Source organism: Actinophytocola sp., from assembly GCF_036002505.1.
Lineage (GTDB): Bacteria > Actinomycetota > Actinomycetes > Mycobacteriales > Pseudonocardiaceae > DASYTH01.
The window spans coordinates 1-18,837 of record NZ_DASYTH010000112.1 but is presented as its reverse complement, the minus strand read 5'-3'; the positions used below and the strand labels follow the sequence as shown (position 1 = coordinate 18,837).

At 72.6% G+C, this 18,837-nt stretch carries 22 protein-coding genes; 5 read left to right on the top strand and 17 right to left on the bottom strand.

Annotated elements, in window-relative coordinates; translation table 11 throughout:
* From VGR06_RS09030 to VGR06_RS09010, 5 genes are all read right to left on the bottom strand, one after another.
* Window positions 1-300: response regulator transcription factor (locus tag VGR06_RS09030; RefSeq protein ID WP_327558526.1), on the bottom strand; the 300-nt coding region annotated here is incomplete at its 3' end.
* Window positions 297-1,286, bottom strand: coding sequence for a HAMP domain-containing sensor histidine kinase (locus VGR06_RS09025; protein ID WP_327558525.1), 990 nt, complete (start codon window positions 1,284-1,286; stop codon window positions 297-299). The genes VGR06_RS09025 and VGR06_RS09030, both read right to left, overlap by 4 nt.
* On the bottom strand, window positions 1,283-2,581 hold the full coding sequence (locus VGR06_RS09020; protein WP_327558524.1) for an ArsB/NhaD family transporter: 1,299 nt from the start codon (window positions 2,579-2,581) through the stop codon (window positions 1,283-1,285). The genes VGR06_RS09025 and VGR06_RS09020 overlap by 4 nt, the downstream gene beginning before the upstream one ends.
* Window positions 2,578-3,051 carry a CBS domain-containing protein gene (locus tag VGR06_RS09015; protein WP_327558523.1) on the bottom strand — a complete coding sequence of 158 codons (474 nt, stop codon included), beginning with the start codon at window positions 3,049-3,051 and terminating at the stop codon, window positions 2,578-2,580. The genes VGR06_RS09020 and VGR06_RS09015 overlap by 4 nt, the downstream gene beginning before the upstream one ends.
* Window positions 3,052-3,497: 446 nt before the next feature.
* Window positions 3,498-3,638, bottom strand: a complete 141-nt coding sequence (locus VGR06_RS09010; RefSeq protein WP_327558528.1) for a hypothetical protein — start codon at window positions 3,636-3,638, stop codon at window positions 3,498-3,500.
* Window positions 3,639-3,836: 198 nt separating this feature from the next.
* Here VGR06_RS09010 and VGR06_RS43845 point away from each other — a divergent pair, with 198 nt between their 5' ends.
* Window positions 3,837-4,247, top strand: coding sequence for a tyrosine-type recombinase/integrase (locus VGR06_RS43845; RefSeq protein WP_414637204.1), 411 nt, complete (start codon window positions 3,837-3,839; stop codon window positions 4,245-4,247).
* A gap of 680 nt (window positions 4,248-4,927) precedes the next feature.
* Here VGR06_RS43845 and VGR06_RS09000 read toward each other — a convergent pair.
* The 3 genes from VGR06_RS09000 to VGR06_RS08990 form a co-directional block, all read right to left on the bottom strand.
* A complete protein-coding gene (locus tag VGR06_RS09000) occupies window positions 4,928-6,298 on the bottom strand; it encodes a dihydrolipoyl dehydrogenase family protein (RefSeq protein WP_327558522.1) in 1,371 nt (456 codons plus the stop codon).
* 68 nt (window positions 6,299-6,366) lie between these two features.
* A complete protein-coding gene (locus VGR06_RS08995; RefSeq protein ID WP_327558521.1) occupies window positions 6,367-7,179 on the bottom strand; it encodes a class I SAM-dependent methyltransferase in 813 nt (270 codons plus the stop codon).
* Between the two features lie 49 nt (window positions 7,180-7,228).
* On the bottom strand, window positions 7,229-8,854 hold the full coding sequence (locus tag VGR06_RS08990) for a radical SAM protein (protein ID WP_327558520.1): 1,626 nt from the start codon (window positions 8,852-8,854) through the stop codon (window positions 7,229-7,231).
* Between the two features lie 331 nt (window positions 8,855-9,185).
* On the opposite strand from VGR06_RS08990, the gene VGR06_RS08985 reads away from it, so the two are divergent.
* The 4 genes from VGR06_RS08985 (at window position 9,186) to VGR06_RS08970 (ending at window position 12,787) form a co-directional block, all read left to right on the top strand.
* A complete protein-coding gene (locus VGR06_RS08985) occupies window positions 9,186-10,376 on the top strand; it encodes a DUF3179 domain-containing protein (RefSeq protein ID WP_327558519.1) in 1,191 nt (396 codons plus the stop codon).
* A 240-nt stretch (window positions 10,377-10,616) separates the two neighbouring features.
* Complete coding sequence (locus tag VGR06_RS08980; RefSeq protein WP_327558518.1) at window positions 10,617-11,147, top strand: TlpA family protein disulfide reductase; 531 nt, start codon at window positions 10,617-10,619, stop codon at window positions 11,145-11,147.
* Between the two features lie 3 nt (window positions 11,148-11,150).
* On the top strand, window positions 11,151-12,014 hold the full coding sequence (locus VGR06_RS08975; RefSeq protein ID WP_327558517.1) for a cytochrome c biogenesis CcdA family protein: 864 nt from the start codon (window positions 11,151-11,153) through the stop codon (window positions 12,012-12,014).
* Window positions 12,011-12,787 (top strand): class I SAM-dependent methyltransferase, encoded by a 777-nt coding sequence (locus VGR06_RS08970; RefSeq protein ID WP_327558516.1) that lies wholly within the window; start codon window positions 12,011-12,013, stop codon window positions 12,785-12,787. The genes VGR06_RS08975 and VGR06_RS08970 overlap by 4 nt, the downstream gene beginning before the upstream one ends.
* 210 nt (window positions 12,788-12,997) lie before the next feature.
* On the opposite strand, the gene VGR06_RS08965 is transcribed toward VGR06_RS08970, so the two are convergent.
* From VGR06_RS08965 to VGR06_RS08925, 9 genes are all read right to left on the bottom strand, one after another.
* Complete coding sequence (locus tag VGR06_RS08965; RefSeq protein ID WP_327558515.1) at window positions 12,998-14,362, bottom strand: NAD(P)/FAD-dependent oxidoreductase; 1,365 nt, start codon at window positions 14,360-14,362, stop codon at window positions 12,998-13,000.
* Entirely contained in the window at window positions 14,359-14,679 is a 321-nt protein-coding gene (locus VGR06_RS08960; protein ID WP_327558514.1) for a DUF427 domain-containing protein, read from the bottom strand. Before VGR06_RS08960 ends, VGR06_RS08965 begins: the two co-directional genes overlap by 4 nt.
* Window positions 14,676-15,134, bottom strand: a complete 459-nt coding sequence (locus tag VGR06_RS08955) for a MauE/DoxX family redox-associated membrane protein (protein ID WP_327558513.1) — start codon at window positions 15,132-15,134, stop codon at window positions 14,676-14,678. The genes VGR06_RS08960 and VGR06_RS08955 overlap by 4 nt, the downstream gene beginning before the upstream one ends.
* Window positions 15,135-15,438: 304 nt before the next feature.
* Window positions 15,439-16,014 carry a hypothetical protein gene (locus tag VGR06_RS08950; protein ID WP_327558512.1) on the bottom strand — a complete coding sequence of 192 codons (576 nt, stop codon included), beginning with the start codon at window positions 16,012-16,014 and terminating at the stop codon, window positions 15,439-15,441.
* A 148-nt stretch (window positions 16,015-16,162) separates the two neighbouring features.
* Complete coding sequence (locus VGR06_RS08945; protein ID WP_327558511.1) at window positions 16,163-16,357, bottom strand: hypothetical protein; 195 nt, start codon at window positions 16,355-16,357, stop codon at window positions 16,163-16,165.
* A gap of 343 nt (window positions 16,358-16,700) precedes the next feature.
* Window positions 16,701-17,339 (bottom strand): hypothetical protein, encoded by a 639-nt coding sequence (locus tag VGR06_RS08940; protein ID WP_327558510.1) that lies wholly within the window; start codon window positions 17,337-17,339, stop codon window positions 16,701-16,703.
* Entirely contained in the window at window positions 17,336-17,890 is a 555-nt protein-coding gene (locus VGR06_RS08935) for a beta-ketoacyl synthase N-terminal-like domain-containing protein (protein WP_327558509.1), read from the bottom strand. The genes VGR06_RS08940 and VGR06_RS08935 overlap by 4 nt, the downstream gene beginning before the upstream one ends.
* Window positions 17,887-18,168 (bottom strand): hypothetical protein, encoded by a 282-nt coding sequence (locus VGR06_RS08930; protein WP_327558508.1) that lies wholly within the window; start codon window positions 18,166-18,168, stop codon window positions 17,887-17,889. Before VGR06_RS08930 ends, VGR06_RS08935 begins: the two co-directional genes overlap by 4 nt.
* Window positions 18,169-18,170: 2 nt before the next feature.
* On the bottom strand, window positions 18,171-18,581 hold the full coding sequence (locus VGR06_RS08925) for an FAD-dependent oxidoreductase (protein ID WP_327558507.1): 411 nt from the start codon (window positions 18,579-18,581) through the stop codon (window positions 18,171-18,173).
* Between the last annotated feature and the right edge of the window lie 256 nt (window positions 18,582-18,837).

Here is an 18,837-nt window from a genome sequence, read left to right as displayed (position 1 = left end):
CTTGAGGGCCTCGAACAGGAACTGGTCGTTGTCGTACATGGACAGCATCAGCATCGGCAGGTGCGGGCGGCGGCGGGCCAGTTCCCGGGCGGCCTGCAGGCCGGTCAGGCGGGGCATGGCGATGTCGAGGATGACCAGGTCCACACCGCCGGCCACGGCAAGGTCGACGGCCTGGGCGCCGTCGGCGGCCTCGGCGACGACGGTGAGATCGGGCTCGCGGTCCAGCAGCAGCCGGAGGCCGTGGCGCACGACGGCGTGGTCGTCGGCGACCAGGACGCGGGCCACGGCCGGTGGTGTCATCGGTCCGGCCCCTGCACTGGCAGGTCGAGGCCGACCCGGACGCCACCGGATGGCGCGGTGGTAACGGTGAGGTGCCCGCCGATGAGGATGGCGCGTTCGCGCATGCCGCGCAGCCCCGCACCGGCTGGGGTTTGAGCGGGCAGGCCGTGCCCGTCGTCGACCACCTCCACGTGCACCCGGTCCGGGGTATGCCGCAGCGTCAGCTCGACGCGGCGGGCGCCGGCGTGGCGGGCCACGTTGGTCAGGCTCTCCTGCACGATGCGGTATACCGCCAGTTCGACATCACGGTCCAGCGCGGGCGGGTGCGGGTCCAGCCTGCACTCCACGGTGATGCCGGTGCGGTGCGTGAACGCGCGGGACAGCTCGGTCAGGGCGCTGACCAGCCCGAGGTGGTCCAACAGGCTGGGGCGCAGCTCGTGGGCGATCCTGGTCACCTCCTCCACGGAGGCGCGGACGGCCTCCTGCGCATCGCGCAGCTCGTCGCGGCGATCGTCGGCGACGCCGTCGTGGAGGCGTTCGAGCTGCATGAGCACGCCGGTCATGGTCTGGCCGACCTCGTCGTGCAACTCGGTGGCGACCCGCCGGCGTTCGGCCTCCTGCGCCGCGACGGCCCGGCCGGTGCTCTCGCGGCGTTCGGCCTCCAGCCGGGCGAGCATGTCGTTGAACGCGGCGACCAGCGCGGCGATCTCCCCGCGCCCGCGGGCGGCCAGCGGGTGCGGTTGGTCGAGCAGGTCGACCTGCGTCATGCGGGTGGCCAGCGCGGTGAGCGGGGCGAAGGCCAGCCGCAGCAGCACCGCGTTGACGGCGAGCATGCCGGCCAGGCCGAGCCCGAGCACCACCGCCTCGGTGACGGCGATCGGCCAGCTCACCGTGACCGGGGTGACGCCGAGCACGACCGCGGCGGCGATCAGCAGCACGGCGTTGGCGGTGAACACCCGCCAGAACAGCGACATGCCGCCCACCCGCGGGGCTCGGGATGTCGTCATGCGAGGGCGAAGTAGCGCAGCCATAGGTACCCCGCGGAGATCGCGACGGTGATGAGGGTGACGATCAGCCCGTACTTGCTGAACTGCCAGAACGAGATGCGCGCTCCATTGCGTTCGGCGATGCCGAGCACGACGACGTTGGCGGAGGCGCCGATCGCGGTGGCGTTGCCGCCCAGGTCCGCGCCCAGGGCGAGGGACCACCACAGCACTTCCTTGGCGCTGTGTTCGCTGTTGCTGGCGACCAGTTCCGACACGATCGGGCTCATCGTGGCGACATAGGGGATGTTGTCCACGATCGCCGACAGCACCGCGGAGGCCCACAGCAGCACCATCGAGGTGAGCAGCAGTCGGCCCTCGGTGGCCTCGGCCGCGGCCCGGGCGATCTTGTCGATGACGCCGGTGGCGACCAGCCCGCCGACCATCACGAACAGGCCGGCGAAGAACGCCAGCGTGGGCCACTCCACGTCCTTGGCGACGTCGGCGGCGTCCAGCTTCGACGCGGCCAGCAGCAGCAGCCCACCGACGATGGCGACCACCGACGGCTGCAGGTGCAGCGCGGTGTGCAGCACGAACGCGGCGGTCACCAGCGCGAGCACGACGAGGCTGACCACGAGCAGCCGCCGGTCGCGGATCGCGTCGTGTTCTCGCAGCGCGGCGATGCCGGCGGCGCGGTCCGGGTCGTAGGCGAACGCGTGCCGGAACAGCCACCGGCACAGCGCCAGGAACACGACAAGCAGCACCGCGACGAGGGGGGCGAGGTGGACCAGGAAGTCGTTGTAGGACAGCCCGGCCCGGCTGGCGATGATGATATTGGGTGGGTCACCGACCAGGGTCGCGGTGCCGCCGATGTTGCTGGCCAGGGCCTCGGCGATCAGGAACGGCACCACCGGCACCCCGAGCCGCTTACACACAACGAACGTCACGGGCGCAACCAGCAGCACCGTGGTCACGTTGTCCAGCAACGCCGACGCGAGTGCGGTGACCAGCACCAGGATCACCATCACCCGAAACGGACGGCCCCTCGCACGCTTGGCCGCCCAGATCGCCAGATACTCGAACACCCCGGTGCGCTGCAGCACCGCGACGATGAGCATCATCCCGAGCAGCAGGAAGATGACGTTCCAGTCGATGCCGGCCTGCTCGGAGAAGAACGCGTGCTCGGCGTCGGTGGCGCCGATGACCAGCATGATCGCTGCGCCGCCCAGCGCGGCGGCGACCCGGTGCACCCGCTCGGTCGCGATCAGCACGTAGGCGACGACGAACACGGCCACCGCCAGCCACGCGGTGACGCTCACGACGCCAACATCCGGTCCAGCAACGCGTCCAGCGTGACCGCGCCCCGCATCATGCCAGCCTCGTCGACCACCGCGACCAGCGGGCTACGGGTGCGGGCCATCAGCGCGGCGATCTCCAACACCGTGGCGTCCGGATCCACCACCGGCAACTCGCGCGGCGGCTCCGGCAGGCATTGCCGCACCGTCCGTCCGGCCAGCCCGGACAGCAGCAGGTCCGCCTCGGCCTCGTCGATCACCCGGGCCAACGCCGGGTCGTCCTGGCAGTACGCCGGCACAGCCATGCGCAGCACCTGGGTGCCGGGCAGCACCGTCCACGGCCGCCCGGCCTCGTCAACCACGATCAACCCAGGCAGATTCTGCCCGGCCAACAATCGAGCCGCCTCCACCGCCGGGGTGTCCAACCCCACGGTGGGAAACGGCGCGGCCATCTCGCCCGCGCGCACGGTACGCCCCCAGCCCTCATCGGCCATCAACGACGCCGACCAGGCTTCCCGGCACACCTACCGGTAAGGCTACCCACAGACCCGTCCCGGCCTCGATGGGGAATCGCGCCGGCCCGGAATACACGCTGCCCACCAGTTGACCAGTACCGCGGGACGTCGAGGACGAACGGGCCGAACGGGGCCAGGGGGCACCAGCGGTGACATGACGCCGAGTAACAGGGTCTGCCACACCCTCACCCCGGCGATTGTCGTCATCGATCTCCGCGTCAGCCGACCATCGAGACATCGACCCGGGAGGTGGCCAAGATGAGTGGCGGCGCGATCTTCAAACGGTGCGGATGCCGTGATCCCCAAACCCGCAAGCGACTGGAGCGGGCGTGCCCACGACTCGCCGAACGAGGACACGGAAGCTGGTCGTTCCACTGCTCGGTGACGACCATCTTCGGCCAGCAGGAGCGGATCCGCCGCGGCGGCTACGCCACCCGCCGGGCCGCCGAGGCAGCGCGGGACGACCTGCTGGAACGGTCGCGCGCCGAACGCACCACCGCCACCTGGACGGTCGCCCGCTGGCTACGACACTGGCTCACCACCCGGACCAGCATCCGGCCGAGCACGTTGCGCTCCTACACCGAACACGTCGAACGGCACCTCATCCCGCACCTCGGCGGCATCCGGCTCGGCGAACTGACCGGCCGCCACATCGCCGCCAGGTTCGCCACCCTGGCCTCCACCGACACGCGAACCGGCCGACCGCCTACCCCGTCAGCGCTGCACCGCATCCGGGCACCCTCCGCTCAGCGCTCAACGCCGCGATCCGCGACGGGCTGCTGCGCGACAACCTCGCCCGGTTCGTCGAACTGCCCACCGACAACGGCGCACCGCTGCACCCGGACTGGCTCACCCGCCGGTTCCGCTACCTCGTCACCCGATCCGGCCTCCCACCCGTGCGGCTGCACGACCTCCGCCACGGCGCCGCGACCCAGGCCCACGCCGCCGGCGCCGACCTCAAAACCGTGCAGGAACAGCTCGGGCACACCAGCATCGTGCTCACCGCCGACACCTACACCAGCGTCCTGCTCGACCTGCACTTCAAGGTCGCCGAAGCCACCGCCCGGCTCGTGCTCAAAGCCGCCGCCCGCAACCCCGGCCGCCGCTACCGATCCAAGATCGGCCCGCACACCCCGCAGATGCCGGTGTACCACGGATCCGCTGGACAGCCGTAAGGACATCACAAGGGTCTGGTAAGAACCTGCACCGCCGACGGCGCATAGCGTCCGGCCTGACGGACCGTACATGCTGTAGAGGAGGCAACGTCATGCGCCTGCGTGCGCTGTTGTTCGTACCCGCATTGCTGTTGGCCCTGCTCGCAGTCCCGGCACCGGCGCAGGCGGGCACGCCGCCGTTTGTGTTCCCGACGGCTGCTGTTACCTCGACGGCCGCGTGGTCCGCACGGTGGTGCCGCCCGCGGCCGCTCCGGACGCGGGCCGCGACGACTTCTACGCGGTGATCGGGGGTGTGGCCGGACAGAAGGGCGTCGTGGCGGTTGGGCCGGGCTCGGCCGGCTACCACGGCGGCGACGATCTCGCCGGGCGCGTCCTGCTGAACCTGAGTGCGGACGCGCGGGCGTTCAGGGAGATGCTGGCATCGCCGAGGACGTCGCGGTGGTGTCGCGGCCTGCGCACGATTTGCCAGTCCAACGGTGCGGGGCGGTCACGTGCGACGGTGCTGGCCACCGGCCGACATCGGCCGGCGCGGTCTCGCGGGTGCGGGCGTGGCGAGAGCGCCGAGCCGACACCCGCCCGCCAGCCTCGTGTCCGAGGGTGATCGGCCATCGCAACGTCCTGCGCGTGTTTGAGCATCCACGCCGGCGACCGGCACGATTCGCCTGGCCGTCCCGGGGCCGCTACGGCACGCTCCGCGCGGGCCGGGCGGTGCGCCCGCCGATGGTCATGAAGAACTGGGCCGCGGCCAGCTGCACGCCGGAGGACCAGGTGGGGTAGGCGTGGGTGGCGGCGGCGAGCCGGCCGGTGAACATGCCGGTGGCCATCGCCAGCACGGGTTCGTGGATCATTTCCCCGGCGCGGGCGGCGACGATGGTGGCGCCGAGGAGCTGCCCGCCGCCGAGGGTGCACAGCAGCGGCCGGGGTCCGGCGATGAGTTTGATGAACCCGTCCGTGTCCGCGGCGGCCAGTGCCCGGTCCATCTCGTCCATCGGCAGCCACGCGACCCGCCCGCCGTGGTGGGCGGCCTGGGCTTCGGTGATGCCGACGTGAGCGACCTCCGGGTCGGTGAAGGTGACCCGCGGGGTGGCGTGCGTGCGGTAGCGGCGACGCCGCCAGGGCCGGCGGGCCAGGGCGTTGCCCGCGGCGACACGGCCCATCTCGAATGCGGCGTGGGTGAACGGCATCCGGCCGGTGACGTCCCCGGCCGCGTACACGCCCGGCGCGGTGGTGGCCAGGTGCGCGTCGGTGACCACCTGTCCGCGGTCGTCGACCCGGACCCCGATGTAATCCAGGTTGAGGCCATCGGTGACCGGGCGACGGCCGACCGCCACCAGCAGCTGCTCGGCGGTCACGCCGTCCGCGCCGGCCAGGTCCACCCGGATCCCGGCGCCGTCGGCGGACACGCCCTCGACCCGGGCGCCGGTGCGCACGCCGATGCCGGCGCGGCCGAACACCGCCGCGATCACCTGGGAGGCGTCGGGGTCTTCCCGGGGCAGCAGCCGGTCCTCGCCTTCGATGAGGGTGACCTGGCTGCCGAGGCGGGCGAACGCCTGGGCCAGTTCGCAGCCGGTCGCCCCGCCGCCGAGCACGGCCAGGCTGGCCGGCAGGGCCGGCAGGGCGAAGACGGTCTCGTTGGTCAGGTAGGGCACCGCCTGCAGCCCGCGGATCGGCGGGATCGCCGGCGCTGACCCGGTGGCGAGGACGAACCGCCGGGCGGTCAGCGTCCGCCCGGCGGCGTGGATGCGGCCGCGGCCGGTGAACCGGGCCCGGCCGAGCAGCACGTCGATGCCTTCGCGCCGCAGTGCGGCGGCGTCCTCGGTGGCGGCGATCCGGGCCACCACGTCGCGGACCCGCTGCGCCGCGGCGGTGAATGGCAGGCCCTGTCGGGCGGCTTCGATGAGCGTCTTGGACGGCACGCAGCCGTAGAAGGTGCAGTCACCGCCGGGCTCGCCGTCGCAGACCAGCAGGGTGCGGGCGCCGGCCCGCACCGCGGCCCGGGCCGTGCCCAGCCCGGCGGCGCCACCACCGATGACGATCAGGTCATAGTCCACGGGTGGTCATCCTCTGATCGGTAGGCAGGCCACGGTGGTCAGACACGCCGCCCGGGCCGGGCAGGGCGTCACGACGGCCGGTCCGGTCTGTCGGCCACGAGCAGGCCGTAGCCGAGCAGGCCGTCGGCGACCGCAGCCCGGGCGGCGGCCAGCACCGCGGGGGCCCGGTCGAAGTTCATGCCGAGGGCCTCGGCCCGGGCGCGGGCGGTCATCCGCACCACACCGAGTCGGCCCTCGATCTGGTCGATCATGCGGCGCATCGCGGCGTCGTGCCGGCCGGTGTGCATGATCCGCAGGCCGGCGTCGGTGAGGATGGCGGCGTACTCGTCGATCGGGCGGGCGTCGGCGACGCAGGCGACCCAGGCGGTCAGCCCGGTCAGCTCGCCGGGCAGCCGCGCCGGGTCGGCGACCACGTCGGTGAGGCCGACCCGGCCACCCGGACGCAGCACCCGGGCCAGTTCGGCGGCGGCGGCGGGCTTGTCGGGGAAGGTGCAGAACGCGCACTCGCAGACGACCGCGTCGAAGACGGCGTCGGGGTAGGGCAGCCGTTCGGCGTCCCCGGCGGTGAACCTCACCTGGGCGGCAACCCCGGCGGCGTCGGCCGCGCCTTGGGCGAGGGCCACGTTGGTGGCCGACAGGTCGACCCCGTCGACGCGGACACTGTACTCGTGGGCCAGCATCAGCGCGGTGGTGCCGCGTCCGGCGGCGACATCCAGCACCCGGTCGTTGGGGGTGAGGGCGAGCAGGCCGGCGAGGTGGCGGGTCAGGGTCATCCCGCCGGGGTGGTAGGCGTCGCCGAGCAGCATTGCCACCAGGTCGGAGCCGTAGGTGGCCGCGCAGCAGGACTTGACCTGCTCGGGTGTCGGGCGTGCGGTGGTCATGCGGGGTCCCCGCGGAATCGTGAGCGCAGCGAGCGAATTCGTGGGGCACTCATCGCCGCACCGCCTTGGTGCCGACGTTGGTGGTGTCGGAGGCCACCGGCGCACGGCCGCGGTGCCCGTTGCCGCCATCGCGGGCGACTTTGGACCCGTACCGGGAGTCGGTCAGGATCGGCTGCAGGCCGGCGGCGTTGGGCACCACGTCGGCGACGGCGACGCCGGACATGCGGGCGCGGACCTGTTCGCGGTAGCCGACGGAGTTGTAGGCGCAGAACGGGATCAGCCGCCCGTCCGGGGTGATCTCCTCGACGCAGCATTTCATCAGCTGTTTGACGTTGAGGGTGTACGGGTCCTGAAAGTCCTGGATGACGATCATGAACGCGTGGTCGGTGAGGTTGCCGATAGCGTCGGGCAGGTTGATGCCGCAGGCGTCGGCGCAGTCGAGAGCGGCCGCCGCGGCGGCGAGTTTCTCGTTGGTGGTGTCGGTGCCCATGAACGCCGATGCCGACCACAGCTTTTCGAGGGCTTCGCGGACGGCGTGGTCGGGCACGACCCGGTTGGACACGTAGTCCAGGTAGTCCTCGACGTTGAGCAGCCTGGGGATGGGAACGAGGCCGAAGTCGGGCTGGCCGGGTGTGCCCTCGGTGAGCAGGTAGGTGATGGAGCGGCAGGTCGGGAAGCAGCATGGCACCGGGAAGAAGTCCGATGCCTGGAACCAGTGCGGGCGTTGGGCGGCGATGGCGTGGATGATGTCGGAGTTGGTCAGCCGGGTCAGTGGGTCGAACTGCAGGTGCCGGCCGGCGTGGGTGACCGGCTGGAACGCCACGCTGCGTACCGCCGGGTGGGCGATGCCGAACTCGATGATGTCGCCGAGCTCGTGCTCGTTGAGGCCCTGCTCCACCGCCGCGACCAGGGTGACGGTCAGGCCCACGTCGGCGCAGTTGTCCAGTGCCTTGCGTTTGATGGCGCGCAGGTCGCGGCCGCGGATCTCGCGGTGGGTGCGTTCGTCGAAGCCGTCGAACTGCAGGTAGATGGTGACTGCCCGGCCGGGCCGGTTCCGCGCGCCGAGAGCGGCGACGAACCGTTTGTCGGTGGCCAGGCGGATGCCGTTGGTGTTGAGGGTGACCGACCGGATCGGGCGGGCCTGGGCGGCGTCGATGAAGTCGAGGATGTGTTTGTGGATGGTGGGTTCGCCGCCGGAGAACATCACCACTTCGGCCTCGCCCTCGGAGGCGACGAAGACGTCCAGCATCGCCTCGCACTGTTGGAGGGTGATCGCATACCCGTCGGGTTGGTGGCCGGAGTCGGCGAAGCAGATCGGGCAGTCCAGGTTGCAGCCGGTGTTGACCTCGATGATCCCCAGACAGGCGTGCTGCTTGTGCTCCGGGCACAGGCCGCAGTCGGACGGGCAGCCGTCGCGGACCTCGGTCTGGAAGGTCAGCGGGATCGTGCCCGGCTTGTTGAACCGGGCCGAGTCCAGGTACATCTGGGCGTCGCCGTAGACGAGGGCCTCGAACCAGCCGTGTTCCTTGCAGCGTTTGCGCAGGTACACCTTCCCGCCGCGGATGTTGACCTGGGCGTCGACGACGACCTTGCACACCGGGCAGACCGACTTGGTGTACTCCACGAACACCTCATCGCGATCCCGCTTGACCCGTGCCGGCTCCACCACCGTCATCTGGCAACCCTCCACGATCGAACATCGGCGAACCATGGCCAGCCTGACAGGCGCACGGCGGTGCGTACCGTGATCGCGCTTACCGTCGGGCGGCCTGACCCACGGCTGTACGCCTCGATGTAGCCCAGCGCACGGAAGAAGCCCGGCCGCCAGGAAACACTCACCCGGAAGGGCCGGGTGTCCCCCCGTGCGCCCGACCCCTTCCAGCACGTCAAGCAACCGCCGTGCCTCCCAGGTCAGGGCGGGTCGCGGTCGAGGCATGTCCGGTGAACCCGGGCCACCGTAAGCACCGTCACAGTCCGTCCACCCCGCTGGTCGACAAACTGCATTCATGGGCAGCTTCGCTGTCACGGCCGCGTCCGCGGTGGGTGTGATCACCGCGATGCTGCTCGCCGCCTGCATCGCCGCCGGTCCGGACGACCCTAACTCCGCGGCGCCGCAGGCGGTGACGTTGCCGCAGACGGCCGCCGGGCCGAAGGAGGACGTGCCATCGGCGCTGCGCAACCCGCGCGACGCGGCCTTCCCGCCGCCGCTGATCGACCCCGGCGAGATCCGCTCCGGCGGCCCGCCACCGGATGGCATCCCCACCATCGACCGGCCGACCTTCCTCCGCGCGAGTGATGTCACCTGGCTCCGCGACGCCGAGGCCGTGCTGGCGCTGACCATCGGCGGGCAGACCCGCGGCTACCCGGTACAGATCATGACCTGGCATGAGATCGTCAACGACACCGTCGCCGGCACCCCGGTCGCGGTCACCTACTGCCCGCTGTGCAACTCCGGCGTGGCCTTCGACCGCACCGTTGGCGGCCGGGTGCTCTCGTTCGGCACCTCCGGGCGGCTGTACGCGGACAACCTGGTCATGTACGACCGGCAGACCGAATCGCTGTGGCCGCAGCTGACCTTCACCGCCGCCGTCGGCGTACTCACCGGCACCAGGCTCACCCCGCACGTGCTGCAGACGGTGGCCTGGCGCCAGTTCGGCACCGCTCACCCGCGGGCGTGGGTGCTCTCCCGCGACACCGGCTTCACCCGCGACTACGGCCGCAACCCCTACGCCGGCTACGACGACCCGCAGCAGCCGCCGCTGTTCCCACTCCCGGACGCCGACCGGCGGGAACGGTTGAAGGAGCGGGTGATCGGCATCGGCGACGGCACCGCCGCCGTCGCCGTCGTGCGTTCAGCGGTGGCGGCCGCCGGAGTCGTAGAGGTCACCGTCGGCGGCCGGGATCTCATCGTGTGGCACCGGCCCGGGCAAGCCTCCGCGCTCGACGACGACGCCGTGGGCAGCGGCCGTGACATCGGCACCGTCGGCGTGTTCGACCCGATGCTGGACGGGCGGCGGCTGCACTTCACCGTCACCCCCGGCGGGTTCCGCGACACCGAGACCGGCTCGACCTGGGATGTCCTCGGCCGGGCCACCGCCGGACCCCTCGCCGGCACGACCTTGACCGCGCAACGGCACCTGGACACGTTCTGGTTCGCGTGGGCGGCCTTCCAGCCCCACACCACGATCATCCGATGACCACCGACCGCACCCGTGGCCGCCGGTGGCCAGGCCCCCCGGGAGCGGTGGACGATCGGGGTATCACGGTTGGCGATGGTCGCCCGTAGCCGGCGCTGTTACCACAGCCCCTGCCACCCTCGGTGCGGGCATGTGGCTACGTGAGCTGGGTTACCGAACATCGCTGGACCGTGGGGCAGGCTGAAGTGTCCGTGGCGACGGGGACGCGGCGGCGACGCCGGATGGGAGATGAGGGTCGCGATGAGCCGATGGCCCAGACTGTTCGGGCCGGTCCTGGCCGGGGTGTTGGCGTTGACCGCGTGCGCCGGCCCGGCCGGGCGGACCGACGCGGCCGATCCGGCGATCCGCGATCGGGCCGCGGCATCGGAGAAGGCCGACCTCAGCTTCACCGTCGCCACCCTCGACGGCGGCACCTTCGACGGCCGGAGTCTGGCCGGTAAGCCGGCGGTGCTGTGGTTCTGGGCCCCGTGGTGCCCGACCTGCGCGGCCGAGGCCCCGCACGTGCGTCAGGTCGCCGCCCGGTACGCCGGGAAGGTCACCGTGGTCGGTGTTGCCGGGCTCGACGAGGTGGCCGCCATGCACCGCTTCGTCGAACTGACCAAGGTGGACACCATCGCCCACGTGGCCGACGAGCAGGGCGTGGTGTGGCAGCGCTTCGGCGTCACCGCCCAGAGCACCTATGTGCTGCTCGACGCCTCCGGCACGATCGTGCACCGCGGCTACCTCGACGACGCCGACCTGGACCGGATGCTCGCCCAGTTGGCGGGCTGAAGCGTGGTCGAGGCGCCGTTGGGCCTCGCGGTGGCCGCCGGGATGCTGGCCGCGGTCAACCCGTGCGGGTTCGCGTTGCTGCCCGCCTATCTGGCGTTCCTGATCAGCGGCGACGGTCCGTCGCGTCGGGGCGCCGCGGTGCGGCGTGCGCTGGGCGCCACCGCCGCGATGACCGCCGGGTTCGCCGCGGTGTTCGGCGTGTTCGGGCTGCTGATCGCGCCGGCCGCGGGGCAGGTCCAGCGGCACCTGCCCTGGGTCACCATCGGCATCGGCCTCACGTTGGTCGGGCTCGGCGGGTGGCTGCTGGCCGGGCGAAGCCTGCCCGGGCTGCGCCTGCCCACCGCTCGCGGCCCGCAGGTCACCCGGACCCTGGCGTCGATGGCCACCTTCGGCGCGGCCTACGCGGTCGCCTCGCTGAGTTGCACCATCGGCCCGTTTCTGGCCATCGTGGTGGCCAGCTTCCGCGCCGGCTCACCCGCCGAGGGTGTCGGTCTGTTCCTGGCCTACGCCGCCGGCATGGGCCTGACCGTGGCCGCCGCCGCGCTCGCCGTGGCCCTCGCCCACGGCACGCTGGTCACCCGGCTGCGCAAGGCGGCGCCGCTGATCTCCCGCCTGGGCGGGCTGCTCCCGCTGGTCGCGGGTGGCTACGTGGCCTACTACGGCTGGTGGGAGAGGCGGGTCCTGGCCGGTGGCGCGGCCTCCGACCCGGTCATCGACACCGCGGCCTCGGTGCAGCGGTGGCTCGCCGGCACGCTCGACCGCGCCGGCCCGGCCACGATCACCGCGATCTTCGCCGTGCTGTTGGCCGGCGGCCTCGCCGCGGCGTGGGCCGCCGCCCGGCGCAGCCGCTCTAGCGTGGACCGGTGAGCTCACGCTGGCCCGGCTACCTCGACGCCTTCCACACCCGGCATCCGGGCATCACCGAACGCGTGCTGTGCCGCGCCCGGGCCGCCGGCGGGGACGCCTACGACTGGCTCGCCCAGGCGGTGCCCGCCGCCACCACCGTGCTCGACGTGGCCTGCGGCAGCGCTCCACTGTGGACATTGCTGCCCGGTCGTACTTACGTGGGTGTGGACATCAACGCGGCCGAACTCGCCGCCGCCCGCCGTCGCGGCGCACCCGGCCTGACTCGAGCCATGGCCGCCGCGCTGCCGGTACGCGATGCCAGCGTCGACACCGTCGCCTGCTCGATGGCGCTGCAGATCCTCACCCCGCTACCGCGGGTGCTGGCCGACATCAGCCGGGTGCTGCGGCCCGGTGGGCGGCTGGTCGCCACCGTGCCCGCCCGCCACCCGCTCCGCGCCACCGACCTGCCAGTGCTGGCCGGGCTGCTCGCCGCATTGGGACGCGGGCTGGCCTACCCCAACGACGGACTGCTGCACCGGTTGCCGACGCTGCTGCGCTTCGCCGGCCTGACGGTGATCGCCGACGAGCACCGCCGCTTCCGGTACCGGCTGCGGGCCGGCGCCGACGCGGACCTCTTCCTCGCCTCGCTCTATCTTCCCGAGCTTCCCGAGTGGCGGCGCCGGGCCGCGCGAAGCTACCTGCGGGCGCTCGCCCGTGCCCGGGTGAGCCTGCCGGTACCGATCCGCCGCATCACCGCCCAGCGCCCGCCATCGCCGGGCATCGGCAGCTCATGAGGTGCGACCGGCCGGCTGCTTATCGCGTTGCGGGGGGGTCGCTCTCTTTCCAGATTTGTCGCTGCGTCAACGACATCACGGGCCGGTTCGGTGTCGCTGTCTACCGTCCATTGGTCCGTCGGGAGCCGCGGGCCGGCGGCGGCGCTGGGCAGCGCACTCGGCATGATCAGGTATCGGTTGCCGTGGCGGGGCAGGTTCCGGCCGGGACACTCATGCGCCGCCCAGTGTCCGGAGCGCGTCTTCGATTCCGCGGTGGAACGTGGGATAGGCGTAGATCATGTGCCGGAGCCGGTCGAGCGGTAACTGGCCGTGCACCGCGACGGCCAGCGCGCCGAGCACCTCCCCGCCGGCCGGGCCGGCGGAGGTCGCCCCGATCAGCACGCCGCGGTCGGCGTCGGCGACCAGCTTGATGAACCCGTCGTTGCCGGCTTTGTGGATCCAGCCGCGCGCCGTGGACGGCACCTGCGCTGTACCGATGTGGACCCGGATGCCCTCGGCGCGGGCCTGCGCCTCGGTCAAGCCGACCGCGGCGATCTCCGGGTCGGTGAAGGTCACCCGTGGCAGCGCCCGGTAGTCGGCCGGCGGTCCCGGCTGGCCGAGAATGTCGCGCACCGCCATGCCCGCCTGGTACATCGCCACGTGGGTGAACGCGCCGCGGCCGGTGACATCACCGACGGCCCACAGCCGTTCGCCCGCCCACATCCGCTCATCCACCTGCACCGCCCGCGCACTCGGGTCCAGCCCGACGGTGTCCACGCCCAGCGTGGGCAGGTCGGGCCGGCGTCCGGTGGCCACCAGCAGCCGCTGCCCGCGATGGGTACCGCCGTCGGCGAGCGTCATCGTGAACACGTTGCCGTCGTGGGCGACCCGCCGTACGGCCGCGCCGGTAACCACCGCGACCCCGTCGGCGGTCAGGGCGCGCGCGGCCAGCGCCGAGGACTGCGGCTCCTCGACGGCCAGCAGCCGGTCCAACGCCTCGATCACCGTGACCTGGACGCCGAACCGGGCGAACACCTGCGCGAGCTCCAGGCCGACCGCGCCGCCGCCGAGCACCAGCAGCGACCCGGGCAGCTCCTTGGTCTCGATCGCCTCCCGGTTGGTCCAGTACGGGGTGCCGGCCAGGCCGTCGATCGGCGGGATCGTCGCCGCCGTGCCGGTGCTGATCACCACGCCACGACGCGCGTCGAAGGTCTGGTCACCGACGGCGACCCGCCCCGGCCCGGCCAGCCGCCCCCAGCCCCGCACGAACCGGCCGCCCCTACCGACCAGCCGGTCGACCGCAACCTGGTCGTTCCAATCATCGGTGGCCTCGTCGCGGATCCGCGCCGCCACCGGCGCCCAGTCTGGATGAACCTCGGACTGCCCGGCCATGCCGGGAATCCGGCGCGCCTCGGCCAGCAGATTGCCCGCCCGGATCATCATCTTGGACGGCACGCAGCCCCAGTACGGGCATTCCCCGCCCACCAGCTTGCCCTCGACGCCCACCACCGACAGGCCGGCCTCGGCCAGCTTGCCGGCGACCTCCTCGCCGCCCGGGCCGAGCCCGAGGACCACCACATCAACCTGCTCGGTCATCGCCGCTCCCGCCGATCGGCGGCCTCGGCGACCGGCTCCACCCGCACGCCGTGCCAGAACGCCACCCGGTCCTTGACCTTGCGGGCCAGCGGTGTCGGATGTGGGTAGAACCAAGCGGCGTCCGGGTTGGCCACCCCGTCCACGGTGACCGTGTGGTAGGAGGCGATGCCCTTCCATGGGCACACCGTATGGGTTGCGCTAGTGGTGAAGTACTGCCGGTTCAACGACTCCGGCGGAAAGTAGTGGTTGCCCTCGACCACTACGGTGTCATCACTTTCGGCCAGCACCGCACCGTTCCAGACCGCTCGCATCCTCATGGTCGCGTCATCTCCTTCGTCGGTGTGCCGGTCCCCGCGGCTGCACGGGTACGCCGGGCGCGCAGACCGCCACGGATCATGACCGCGGCGTAGACCAGCAGTAGCCCGTCCCGGGCGAGGGTGAACCAGGTCAACCGCTGGCTCAGGTACCGCCCGAAGCAGCCGCAGTTGTCCACCGCCAGCCCACGCGCGTACGCCTGGACACCCAGTGCCGTCCACGCCGCCGCCACCGTCGTGTACACCCATACCGGGGCCAGCGCCCGCGACCGCGGCCGGGCCAGCAGCCACACCCCGGCCAGCAGCTCCGCGACGATCAGCACGGCCGCCAGCCACGGCAACACCCCGGCCGGTGCCGCGTCGTAGGCGCCGAGAATGCGCGGCATCGCCGCCCACGACGCCAGCTGCCCGGCGGCCATCGCCACGTACAGCGCGCCCAGGATGGTCCGCAACAGCATGCCGGCCACGCTACTTACCATCCCGGGCGGCGTTCCGTGACCCCGCTCACCAAACGCTCCTCACGTCCGGCCCGGTCGGTGAGCGCCGTCGTACCCGCGGTGAGGCGTTTGCGTGTGCCGGGTTACACACCATCCGGACCGCAGGGGAAAGGCTTTTCACCCACCTGGTCCCCCAACAGGTTCACCGACTACGTCAACCACTACGTCCACACCGACCTCGGCCTGCCGCCCGCACCCCAAACAGCTGGCCTGCCGGCCCGCGCAAGGCCGTCGCCGGCTTCCTGGGTGGGGTGGTGGCCGGGGATCAGATGCCGGCGTATGCGCGCAGCTCGGCGATCGCCGCATCGACACTTGCGGGCAGCCGCGGGTCGTCGCGGTCCACACTCGGGTGCAGGCGCACCACCCACAGCAGCGCGCCGGTGGCGGGCTCCCGCCGCACAGTGACGCGCGCTTCACCCAGATTGTCCAGGTGCAGCGTGCTGGCCAGCAGGGTGGTCCACCGGATCCGTTCGCGGGCCAGCAGCATCAGCGCCACCCCGTCGGCCAGCAGCAGCTCGGTGCGCCGCAGCCCGTCGGGCGTGGGCCCGGTCAGGATGAAACGCCGGTGTTGCGGGTCCCAGTCGGCCCGGTCCACCTGTTCCCAGCCCAGCCGCGTCCACAGCGCATCGGGCTGACGATCGTGTCGGTGGTAGAGGGCCCGGTCGGTGGCGACCACGGGTAGGCCGTTGGCGTCGCGGGTCGACAGCATGCGGCGCTCGCCCCGCTGCAGCGGGGCCGCAGCCGCGCCCCCGGCGTCGGCGTGACCACGCCAGCCCGACAGCGGCCAGACCGCGCCGACGGCCCACTGCTGCGACATGCTGTGCGCCCCTCGCGTCGTCATCGTCAACCTCCCGACCGTGGCGCTGCACGCCTTCGGCCACCAATGCTTCGCCCCGCCGAGCCGGCGCAGTGTGAGCTGGCTTACCGAACGTGGTTACCAACCGCTGACGGCCCGCTGCCGGCCCGACCGCGCAGCCACCCCGCGTCGGTCATGTCCGGGCGTGGACAGGGATGGAGCGCGAGGCCGCGGTGTGGATCGACGGTGCGGTAACGCCATCGCCGTGGTCGAGCACGCCGGCGGCGAGCCGGTTGAGCCGCGCGGCGACGCCGGCGATGTCGGCCGTGAGGAACTCGATCGCGGCCCCGGCCCGGCCGGTGTCGGGGTGGGGGTCTGGGTGGCCCACCGGGTGACCTGGGCGATGGCGAACGGGTAGACGATGGCACGGCTCGCCTGGACGAGATGTTCCTGCCGGATGTCCGGGTCCAGGAAACGCAGGTCAGGGCGGTGTCGTCCGGTAGCCAGGCCACCAGCGCCGGTTCGATGGCGCGGCCGTGGGAGATGATCTGGTGGTGGTACGCCGTGATGGCTGACGCCCTGGGTTTCAGTGGGTGCCTACGCAGGCCGGCCCGGCAGTGCGCGGCTCCGGACCATCGGCCATCGGCGGACCGTGCCGTGGCGGTGGCCGAGGTGGCGCGGGCGGAGGTGCGTGTCCTCCCGGCGCGTGCGATCTTCAGGGTGACGGTCGCCTACGGGTCCGGGGACAGGATCAGGCTGATGTGGGTGCCGCCGAGCGAGGAGCTGTTGACCAGCACCGGCCCGGCGGGACTGCCGGTGTCCCACTGGTGCAGGGCCAGCGCGGCGGACACCAGCGCGCCCGCCCCGACCGGGTCGCCCAGGGTCAGCTTCGGCTGCCGGATCGGGACATCTGCGGTGCCGGGCAGTCGGGCGATGGCGTCGTGTTCGGGGCGGTCGACCGCCGGCAGGCCGGTGGTGGTGGCCCAGATCGCCGCCAGATCGGCCGGGTCGAGCCGGGCCGCGGCCAGCGCGATGCGCATGGCGCGTTCGATGCCGGCCCCGCCGGGATCCCACCGGCCGATCCCGGCCGCGTCGCAGGCGATGCCGTGGCCGGTGAGCACGCCGAGGATGCGTGCGCCGCGCGCGCGGGCGGCGCGGCGGCATTCCAGGACGAGCGCGACGCCGCCCTCGGCCAGCAGGTAGCCACGCCCGGCCCGGGGCCGTAACGCCGGGAGTGCGGCGTAGACCTGCAGCGCCAGCGGGGACAGGGCGTCGACGCCCACACACAGCAGCGCGTCGGCGCGGCCGCCGCGCAGCAGGTCGTCGGCCACGCACGCGGCCGCCGCGCCCGCCGCGTGGGCCGCGGTCACGGTGGAGGTGGGCCGCGGGTTCCCAGCAGCATCGCTCCGGAGCAGGCGGTGCTGATCCCGATCATCGGCCCGGTCGCGTGCAGCAGGCTGGCCATCGCCGCGGCGGGCAGGTTCGGGTTGCCCTCAAGGGTGAGATGGGGCGGCTGCCGCAGAAACGGGTCACGGCTGCCGGTGGTGGCGCGCAGGTGTCCGATGTCGACGAGCAGTTGCAGGTCCGGCCGGCCGACGCTGCCGGCCATGGCCACCCCCCGCCGGTCGGTTGCCGGCCCGACGGCGGGTACCCGTGCGGCCTGGATGGCCTCGGCCGCCGCCGCGAACCCGAACCGGCCCGCGCGCGACAGGTGCCGCCACCGTGTCCCGGCCGGGATCTGCCTGTTGGGGTCGAACCCGCGGACCTGCCCGATGATGCGCACCGCAAACCCCGCCGTGTCGAATGTGGACAGCTCGCCGATACCGCTTCGCCCGGCCACCAGGCCCCGCCAGGTGCTGGGCGCGTCGTTGCCCAGCGGGGTGACCGCGCCAACCCCGGTGACCACCACCCGTCTGGTCATCGCCGCGGCTCCGCTCGCAGCAACTGGCGGGCCATCGCCTCGGTGCGCTCGGCCGTGTCCATCGTCTGCGCGTCGCGCAGGCCGCACATGATCCCGTCAACGCGAAGGACCTGGCGGCCGGCGACCTCGACCGATCCGTCCACCATCGCGGCGTCGCCGGCGACGGCCGTGACCGCCGCGGTGATGCTCAGCACGTCGCCGGGTGTCACGTCACCGCAACAGGTCACCTCCCGCACGGACAGCAGCACCGCCCGGCGGGTGAAGCGGCTGCTCAGCACGATCAGGTGCCGGTGGCCAGGACGATGCCGCGCCGGGCGCGCCACACCCGATCGCCGACGTTCACCTCGCCCGGCGCGGTGATCCGTCCGCGGCCGCGCACGAACCGGCCGCCCTTACCGGTGAACGGGTCCACCGCGACCTGATCGTTCCACCCGTCGGTGGCCTCCTTGCGGATCCGCCAGGCGACCGGCGCCCAGTCGGGCCGTACCGTCGCCTCGCCGGCCAGGCCGTTCACCCACCGCGCCTCGGCGATCAGACCGGCGGCCCAGATCATCATCTTGGTGGGCACGCAGCCCCAGTACGGGCACTCGCCGCCCACGAGGCAGTCCTCCACACCCACCACCGACAGGTCCGCCTGGGCCAACTGTCCGGCGACCTCCTCGCCGCCCAACCCCAGGCCGAGCACCACCACATCGACGTCTTCCGGCCTCGCCGTCTCCTTACACTCGCAGCGTCAACCGCATGCGCGGCACAACGCCGGAACCTGCGGCACGCGCCCGCAAGTGTCACCGTGCTGACACAGTCGCGGCCCCGATGCGGATGCGGCCCGCGGGGGCGATCGGGCTGGCCCGCTTTGCGTCGGGCGCGGCGAGACCGCGGCGCTGGCGCACCCGATGTCGAGGCGCTGGCCGCGTCGCTGCAACCACGTATCAGGATCGGGTCCACCT

What these genes read in the sequence shown, in the direction of transcription:
- VGR06_RS09025 (WP_327558525.1), bottom strand. Translation starts at nt 1,286, where the DNA reads ATGACGACATCCCGAGCCCCGCGGGTGGGCGGCATGTCGCTGTTCTGG.
- VGR06_RS09015 (WP_327558523.1), bottom strand. Translation starts at nt 3,051, where the DNA reads ATGGCCGATGAGGGCTGGGGGCGTACCGTGCGCGCGGGCGAGATGGCC.
- VGR06_RS08995 (WP_327558521.1), bottom strand. Translation starts at nt 7,179, where the DNA reads ATGACCACCGCACGCCCGACACCCGAGCAGGTCAAGTCCTGCTGCGCG.
- VGR06_RS08990 (WP_327558520.1), bottom strand. Translation starts at nt 8,854, where the DNA reads ATGACGGTGGTGGAGCCGGCACGGGTCAAGCGGGATCGCGATGAGGTG.
- VGR06_RS08985 (WP_327558519.1), top strand. Translation starts at nt 9,186, where the DNA reads ATGGGCAGCTTCGCTGTCACGGCCGCGTCCGCGGTGGGTGTGATCACC.
- VGR06_RS08980 (WP_327558518.1), top strand. Translation starts at nt 10,617, where the DNA reads ATGAGCCGATGGCCCAGACTGTTCGGGCCGGTCCTGGCCGGGGTGTTG.
- VGR06_RS08965 (WP_327558515.1), bottom strand. Translation starts at nt 14,362, where the DNA reads ATGACCGAGCAGGTTGATGTGGTGGTCCTCGGGCTCGGCCCGGGCGGC.
- VGR06_RS08960 (WP_327558514.1), bottom strand. Translation starts at nt 14,679, where the DNA reads ATGAGGATGCGAGCGGTCTGGAACGGTGCGGTGCTGGCCGAAAGTGAT.
- VGR06_RS08955 (WP_327558513.1), bottom strand. Translation starts at nt 15,134, where the DNA reads ATGCTGTTGCGGACCATCCTGGGCGCGCTGTACGTGGCGATGGCCGCC.
- VGR06_RS08950 (WP_327558512.1), bottom strand. Translation starts at nt 16,014, where the DNA reads ATGACGACGCGAGGGGCGCACAGCATGTCGCAGCAGTGGGCCGTCGGC.
- VGR06_RS08935 (WP_327558509.1), bottom strand. Translation starts at nt 17,890, where the DNA reads ATGACCAGACGGGTGGTGGTCACCGGGGTTGGCGCGGTCACCCCGCTG.